The organism is Nocardia terrae, from assembly GCF_009760405.1.
Taxonomy (GTDB): domain Bacteria; phylum Actinomycetota; class Actinomycetes; order Mycobacteriales; family Mycobacteriaceae; genus Nocardia; species Nocardia terrae.
The window spans coordinates 268518-276198 of sequence record NZ_WRPP01000011.1; the positions used below are offsets into that span (position 1 = coordinate 268518).

Sequence of the window (7681 nt, forward strand, 5' to 3'; positions counted from 1 at the left end):
AGGCGGGACTGTCCCGTGGCCAACCTGATCAACCTTGAATCGGTCTCCAAGAGCTTCGGCATCAAACCGCTGCTCGACAACGTGTCCCTCGGGGTTCAGGACGGGGAGCGGATCGGTGTCGTCGGTCTGAACGGCGGCGGTAAGACCACGCTGCTCGAGGTGCTGACCGGGCTGGAAGAACCGGACTCCGGTCGCGTGAGCCGTCGCGGTGATCTGCGACTGGCCGTCGTCACCCAGCGCGGTGTGCTCCCCGAGGGCGCGACCGTCGGCGAGGTCGTGCTAGCGGGCCTGGCCGAGGATCAGCGCACCGACGGTGTCGCCGAACACGAATGGGCCGCCAACCCCCGCATCCGTTCCGTGGTCGAGGGCATCGGCATCGCCGACCTCGGCATGGACACCCCCGTCGCCGGTCTCTCCGGTGGTGAGCGCCGCCGCACCGCGCTGGCCGCCGCCCTGGTCCGCGACCTCGACCTGCTGGTCCTCGACGAGCCCACCAACCACCTCGACGTCGAGGGCGTGCAGTGGCTGGCCGAGCACCTGATCAACCGCCGCAGCGCGCTCGTCGTCGTCACCCACGACCGCTGGTTTCTCGACACCGTCGCCAACCGCACCTGGGAGGTGCAGGGCGGCAAGGTCGAGACCTACGAGGGCGGTTACAACGACTGGATCTTCGCCCGCGCCGAACGGTCCCGGCAGGCCGACGCCAGTGAGGCACGCCGCCAGAACCTCGCCCGCAAGGAGCTGGCCTGGCTGCGCCGCGGCGCACCGGCCCGCACATCGAAGCCGAAGTACCGCATCGAGGCCGCCGAGGCGCTGATCGCCAATGTGCCCGCCCCGCGCGACAAGGTCGAGCTGGCCTCCTTCGCGCGAAAGCGCCTGGGCCGCGTGGTGATCGAGCTCGAGGACGCCACCCTCGCCACCCCGGACGGCCGGGAACTGGTGACCGACCTGACCTGGCGGCTCGCGCCCGGCGAGCGCGTCGGCCTGGTCGGCGTGAACGGCTCGGGCAAGACCACACTGCTGCGCGCGCTGGCCGGTGACGCGGAACTGAAGTCCGGCAAGCGGGTTCAGGGCCAGACCGTCAAGATCGGCTGGCTGCGTCAGGAACTCGACGACCTGCCGCTGAACATGCGTGTGCTGGAAGCGGTCCAGGATGTGGCGCAGCGAATGATGCTGGGCGACAAGGAGATCTCCGCTGGTCAGCTGGCCGAGCGTCTCGGCTTCACCCCGGCCAAGCAGCGCACCCCGGTCGGCGACCTGTCCGGTGGCGAGCGCCGCCGCCTGCAGCTGACCCGAATCCTCATGTCCGAGCCCAATGTCCTGCTGCTCGACGAGCCCACCAACGACCTCGACATCGACACCCTGCAACAGCTCGAGGACATGCTCGACGGCTGGGCGGGCACCATGGTCGTCATCTCCCACGACCGCTACCTGATCGAGCGCATCTGCGACACGACCTGGGCCCTGTTCGGCGACCGCAAGCTCACCAACCTCCCCGGCGGGATCGACGAGTACCTGCGCAGGCGCGCCGCCCTCATCGCGCCCCCGGCCAAGGCCACGGCCCCGGCCGCCTCGAATTCGGCCGCCCCGGCCACGGATTCGGCCGCCTACCGCGCGGCTCGCAAGGAACTGGCCAAGCTGGAACGCGCCCTGGAGAAGCTCGCCGATCGCGAGGAGAAGCTCCACGCGCAGTTGGCCGAAGCCGCCACCGACCCGGACAAGCTCATCACCCTCGGCGCCGAGCTGAAGCAGGTCCAGGCCGAGAAGGAATCGACCGAGGAGCGCTGGCTCGAACTGGCCGAGAACGCGGGATAACCGATTGTCGCGGGCTACCCGTGCTGTTCGAGCGCCTGCGAGTCGAGCACCGGCACGGGCAGGCAGGTGCGCACGAATCCCGCACCGAAGGAACTCAATTCGATGGTGCGATAGAGCACCTTGGTGCCGAAGCTCGCGCGCTTGAGCAGTCGGCGCACCTCGGGCATGGCTTCCAGCAGCTGGTACCGGTTGGGGTTGCCGAGGGCTTCGCGGGTGAGGTGGATGAGGCCGAGGCGGTCCAGGTTGGCCAGGTACTCGGTGATCCGGTTCGGGTAGCGCAGCGCGGCGTCCTCGCCGAGGAGGTTGAAAGTGCCGCGGTGCGAGGTCCTTCCGGCGCGCACCTCCACCGCGGGCTGCGGGCCGTCCAGGTAGAGGTGGCGGACGATGCGCGCCTCGTCCGGCGTGATCTCGCCGAGGATGCGGGCGTAGGCGGTGTGATGGTGGTTGTCGTCGTCGGCGTGGAAATCGGCCGAGCGGCGTAGCAATTCGGCCCCGCGGGCCCGCAATGCGTTGGTGGGACTGGAATCCGGGACGCTCTCGGCGGTCTCGGTCACGCCGACACCCAGCGCCTGGCGCACCGAATGCCGCACCTGCGCACCGGCTTCGGACAGGATCGCGCGCGGCGGCTGCCCGGCCATGCTGCCGCGCAACACGACCGAGGTCACGCCCAGCGCGGTGTGCAGGCTCCAGAAGCTCGCCTCGACCGCCGCGGACACGGCCACCGCGACCACTCCGGCGGTCGCGCGCACGGGCCCCGCCGACGGGGGCTTCGCCTCGGGGGATACCGGCACCGGCAGCGGCGCGTCCTCGCGAACAGCGAGGTCGTTCCCGACGACGTCGAGATCGTCGTCGCCACTGCCGGATTCGGTTATAGCCATGTGCTCGCCACTCCTGTACCGAAGATCAGAAGGTGAGCGTAACCGGCGAAGAGGCCCAGCGCGCCGCCATGGACGAACAAAAGCCATTCATCCTGTTTGATGGCCGATCGCAGCATATCCACGAACTCCGGCGGGGGCAGCGCCGCCATTTGTTTGGCGATGTACTCCTGCACCTGCTTGCCCTGGCGCGCGTTGAACGCCGGATCGGCGAACGCGATGGGCGCGATGGTCATCGCCTCGGAGGTGAAAGAGTCCTGCAGCGAGTCGTATTCGCGCCCGCCCAGGGCGAACTTGACCACCGACTTGGCCGGGCCCAGCGCCCGATCGGCCGCGGGCTTGAGGGTGTCCTGGAGCATCTGCATGGTGCGGTCGGCGCGCGGCCCATTGAGCAGCTCGTCGCCGATATTGGCGACGGTCATGATCTCGCTGGCCACCAGATCCGCGTAGCCCTCGGTGATCTCGTCCTGCCGCTTGATCAGCAGGCCCTGCCGCCACGGGCACCACCACTTCGGGTAGGCCGGCGCGAAGATCATATTGATGCCGATCCAGTTGACCACCCAGCCGATGACCACGCCGCCGATCGGCAGCACCACCAGCGACGACCAGCCGGTGAAGTGCAGGATGGCGACCAGCACCAGACCCATGGGCGCGCCGAAGTAGAAGCCGAAGTTCTGCATGAACCGCAGTTCCTTGGCCCCCAGCACCTGGAACACCGAGTTCAGCATCTGCGGTCGGGCCTGGAAGTAGCGGATGGTCATCGACTTCACGTCGAGCAGTTGATCGATGTTGTTCCCGAGTTCATCGGTGAGCTCGCGCAGGATGTCGGGCAGCTGCTCGCGCACCCGGCTGTGGATCATCTCCCGGACCCCACCCGGCAGGTTGTACCAGAGCTGCGGATGCTCGCGCTTGAGGATGTCCTCGACGATGTCGCGAATCTGCAAATCCGCGATTTCAACAAAATGTTCAGCGAGTTTGTCGGGCTCGAGTTCCCGATAGAAGTCGGCGACGTTCCCCAGTTTCGCCAGACCCTTGTCGACCGCGATGCTGGCCATCTTGTCCGCGCGCGACGGCACGATCCCCTGCCAGCCGAAGCGCCCGTCGTACTGCAGCAGCGGCAGCACCTGAATCCGCTTGGGCAGCAAGGGAAACACCGCGGCCAGACCGGGCACCCGGAACCCGTGGAACCGGATCGGCTTGAACAGCATCAGGATGCCGGTCCAGTTGGTGATATAGCCGATCACGCCCGTGAACAGCGGGATCGTGATCAATTCCATCAGGAGAGTCGGATGTACCCCAAAGACACTCTCTAGCACGACACCCTCCTGCCGACCCGCAACGCACCGCCGTTGGCGTTGACAACCCCTCGGCGACTCGGACCTTACTGGCTCTTTAGGAATCGAGTCCAGCCGCGGAGTGTCTGAGTCGGAGATCTCAGTCACACTGTACGGCCTCGATGTTCCTGTATCTCGATGGGAACACGAGAATGGCGGGGACCACATCCATATCGGCGCTGTAACGGGTTGTGTTGGGGGTCATGCGTGTCGCAGGGGCGCGCGATGACTGGGGTAACCTTCGTCTGGCTTGCGGGTTCAACATGCCTGAAGGTCCGTCGGGGGCAATAATCTGTGAACGATTGGTTCACCTGGCGATATTCGGAGATGGACGTGGCGGAAGACAGGATCCCGGGGCAGGACGTGGCCCGTCCGGGACCTCGTGCCGTGGAACGCAGTTCGGATGTGGAGAAGCGGCAGATCAGCAATGAGGCCCGCCTGATCCGCGGGGTCTTCCGGGCGGCGGGGTTGGCAGCCGGTACCGCGGTGCGGGGGACCGAGTGGGCGGTCGGCACCAGCTTCGAGATCACCAAACAGCTGACCCAGGCCGCGCTGGACGGCGAGTCCTCCGCCGATATCGCCGAGCGCACGGGGGCGGCGCTCCGGTCCATCGCGCGCAGCGCGCTGGGCGTCACCGAGGGTTCGGTGCGCGAGATCGTCAGCTACGTACCGACTCCCATCGGCCAGCCGCAGCAGGCCATCACCACCGGGCTGCTGCGCTCGGCCACCAATGATGAGCTGCGCCGCCGCGGCGACGCGCTGCTGGCCCGCTCGGCCGACGTCTACTTCACCGAGGACGTGCACCCGGCCTACGACCGCATCCTCGATCAGCTCGCGCCGGACGAGGCGCGGATTCTGCGGTTCATGGCGTTGCAGGGCCCGCAGCCGTCGGTCGACGTGCGCACCAACCGGCCGCTGGGCATCGGCTCCGAGCTGGTCGCGGGCGATCTGACCTCGGTTCCGGAGCAGTCCGGCGTCCGCTACCCGGACCGATCGCGGCACTACCTGATCAACCTCAACCGTCTGGGCCTGACCATGACCTCGGAGGATCCGGTCATCCTGTCCCGTTACATGGTGCTCGAGGTGCAGCCGATCGTCGAGCAGGCCCTGAAAAAGGCCGGTCGGGTCCCCAAGATCGTCCGAAAGAGCCTGCGCCTGACCGAGTTCGGTGAGGACTTCTGCAACACCTGCTTCAGCATCCAGGGCTGACTCGGTATCCGGCTGATAGCGATCCGGTACAAATCCGTGCCGATCCCCAAAGGTTTCCTACACCTGATGGGATTGTTGATGGTATGGATTCCGATGCCGTCGCAGCGATCAGCCGGCTGAAGTTCCGATACCTGCGGGCGTTGGACACCAAGGCGTGGGACGAGTTCGCCGACACCATGATTCCGGAGGCCACCGCCACCTACAGCGAGTACCTCCAGTTCGAATCGCGCGACGCGTTCCTGGCCTTCATGCGGAACACGCTCGGACCGCACGTGATCACCGAACACCGCTGCGACCATCCGGAAATCGACGTGGACGGGGACGAGGCGGTCGGCACCTGGTACCTCGCCGACACGGTGCTCATCCCGGGGCACAACATGCTGCTCCGCGGGGCCGCCTTCTACTCGGACCGCTACGTGCTGTGCGACGACGGCCGGTGGCGCATCGCCCACACCGGATACGAACGCACCTACGAGGTCGTGCTCTCGCTCTCCGACCTGCCGAGCCTGCGCCTGACGTCGAGCCGCTGGGGGCTGATCGCCCGCGACCCCGCCGACTCGCCGCGCATCGAACCCAGCAGCGACGGGTCGGGCACGCTCGGCTGAGCGTTACTCGGTTCCCGCGACCAGGAGTTCGAGGGTCAGCTTCGGCATTTCCTTGACGATGTACTGCAGCCGCCACTTGTCGCTGAACAGCGCCAGGATCGCGCCGTCGGTGCGGGTGAAGACCTCGACGCCGCGCTGGCGGCTGAGCTCCTCCGCCGATTCGGCGTCGGTGCGCCGCGCCAGCTGGAACGGCAGGAAGTCCAGCTGGGTCTCGACATTGAACTCGGATTGCATTCGGGCCGTGACGACTTCGAACTGCATGGGGCCGACCGCGGCCAGCACCGGCGAGGCGTCGCCGCGCGCGTCGTTGCGCAGCACCTGCACCACGCCCTCGGAGTCGAGCTGGTCCATGGCCTTGCGGAACTGTTTGTACTTGTCCGCGGTCTTGGCGCGCAGGGTGGCGAAGTGCTCGGGCGCGAAGGACGGGATCGGCGGGAACTCGACCTTCTTGTCCACGAACAGGGTGTGGCCCGGGGCCAGCGCGGTCGCGTTCACCAGGCCGACCACGTCGCCCGGGTAGGCGGTGTCGACGGTGGTGCGCTCACGGCCGAACACGGTCAGCGCGTATTTGGTGGCGAAGGGCCGCCCGGTCTGGGCGTGGGTCACCACCATGCCGCGCTCGAACTCGCCGGAGACGATGCGCATGAACGCCAGCCGGTCGCGGTGCGCGGTGTCCATGCCCGCCTGCACCTTGAAGATGACGGCGCTGAACGGGGCGGTGGTCTCGCGCTCGTTGCCGTTGACGTCCTTGCGCGAGCGCGGCGGCGGCGCGAGCTCGACCAGCGTCTCGAGGATCTGGCGCACACCGAAGTTCAGCATGGCCGAGGCGTAGATGACCGGCGAGGTGTGCCCGGCCAGGAACAGCTCCTGATCGTGGTCCTGTCCGGCGGCCGAGAGCAGTTCGCTCTCCTCTGCGGCATTGGTCCACGCGTCGCCCTCGCGCTCGGCGGCCTGCTCGGGCGTGTAGTGCTCCTCGGGGGCGATGGTCGCGCCGCCCGCGGTGCGGGTGAAGTGGATGTACTCGGTGGCCGCGCCCTCCTCGCCGCGGCGCAGCAGGCCGCGGAAGTCGCCGGCGATGCCGACCGGGAGGAACAGCGGGGTGGGCGTCAGGCCGATGCGGTCGACGATCTCGTCGAGCAATTCGAGGGGGGCCTGACCAGGGCGGTCCCACTTGTTGATGACGGTGATGACCGGGATGCCGCGATCGCGCGCGACCTGAAAGAGCTTGAGCGTCTGCGGTTCCAGGCCCTTGGCGGCGTCGATGAGCATGACCGCCGCGTCGACCGCGGTCAGCACACGGTAGGTGTCCTCGGAGAAGTCGGAGTGACCCGGGGTGTCCACCAGATTGATGACGCAGTCGCCGTATTCGAACTGCAGCGCCGTGGAGCTGACGGAGATACCGCGCGCCTTCTCCATCTCCATCCAGTCCGAGACGGTGGACTTGCGCCCGGCCTTGCCGTGGATGGCGCCGGCCTCGGAGATCACCTTGGCGTGCAGGGCAAGGGCTTCGGTGAGGGTGGATTTACCGGCGTCGGGATGGGAGATCACCGCGAAGGTGCGCCGCCGCGCCGCCTCGTCGGCCAGCCGCCCGGAGGTGGCTGAGGGCGCGCTGGCAGTCGGGGAACTCACGGGGGACTCCTTTTGTGCGGACGAGGCAACCGCACCAGGGTACGCGACCGGGTCCCCGGCCGGTCGCCCGGATCCACCGGGATCCGGGCGACCGGCCACGGATCGCTAGGACACCGAAGCGCCCACTCCGCCGGACTGGGCGGCGGCCGAGCCGGTCCCGGTGAGACCGTTCAGCAGCGGGGTGATCGAGCTGCTGCCGCTGCTGGTGCCCGAC

The 7681-nt window shown here is 67.8% G+C and carries 6 protein-coding genes; 3 read left to right on the plus strand and 3 right to left on the minus strand.

Annotation, left to right across the window (positions count from 1 at the left end; all coding sequences use genetic code 11):
- Positions 1 to 15: 15 nt before the first annotated feature.
- Positions 16 to 1815, plus strand: a complete 1800-nt coding sequence (locus tag GPX89_RS38235) for an ABC-F family ATP-binding cassette domain-containing protein (RefSeq protein ID WP_328602777.1) — start codon at positions 16 to 18, stop codon at positions 1813 to 1815.
- Positions 1816 to 1829: 14 nt separating this feature from the next.
- On the opposite strand, the gene GPX89_RS38240 is transcribed toward GPX89_RS38235, so the two are convergent.
- Together GPX89_RS38240 and GPX89_RS38245 are read right to left on the minus strand one after the other, a co-directional pair.
- Positions 1830 to 2693 (minus strand): Abi-alpha family protein, encoded by an 864-nt coding sequence (locus tag GPX89_RS38240; protein WP_157392625.1) that lies wholly within the window; start codon positions 2691 to 2693, stop codon positions 1830 to 1832.
- Positions 2684 to 3967, minus strand: coding sequence for a hypothetical protein (locus GPX89_RS38245; protein WP_157392626.1), 1284 nt, complete (start codon positions 3965 to 3967; stop codon positions 2684 to 2686). Before GPX89_RS38245 ends, GPX89_RS38240 begins: the two co-directional genes overlap by 10 nt.
- Positions 3968 to 4351: 384 nt before the next feature.
- Here GPX89_RS38245 and GPX89_RS45115 point away from each other — a divergent pair, with 384 nt between their 5' ends.
- Together GPX89_RS45115 and GPX89_RS38255 are read left to right on the plus strand one after the other, a co-directional pair.
- Positions 4352 to 5233, plus strand: coding sequence for a DUF4393 domain-containing protein (locus tag GPX89_RS45115; protein ID WP_157392668.1), 882 nt, complete (start codon positions 4352 to 4354; stop codon positions 5231 to 5233).
- Positions 5234 to 5316: 83 nt separating this feature from the next.
- Complete coding sequence (locus tag GPX89_RS38255; protein ID WP_157392627.1) at positions 5317 to 5838, plus strand: nuclear transport factor 2 family protein; 522 nt, start codon at positions 5317 to 5319, stop codon at positions 5836 to 5838.
- Between the two features lie 3 nt (positions 5839 to 5841).
- Here GPX89_RS38255 and GPX89_RS38260 read toward each other — a convergent pair whose 3' ends face one another.
- Positions 5842 to 7467 carry a peptide chain release factor 3 gene (locus GPX89_RS38260; RefSeq protein WP_328602778.1) on the minus strand — a complete coding sequence of 542 codons (1626 nt, stop codon included), beginning with the start codon at positions 7465 to 7467 and terminating at the stop codon, positions 5842 to 5844.
- Between the last annotated feature and the right edge of the window lie 214 nt (positions 7468 to 7681).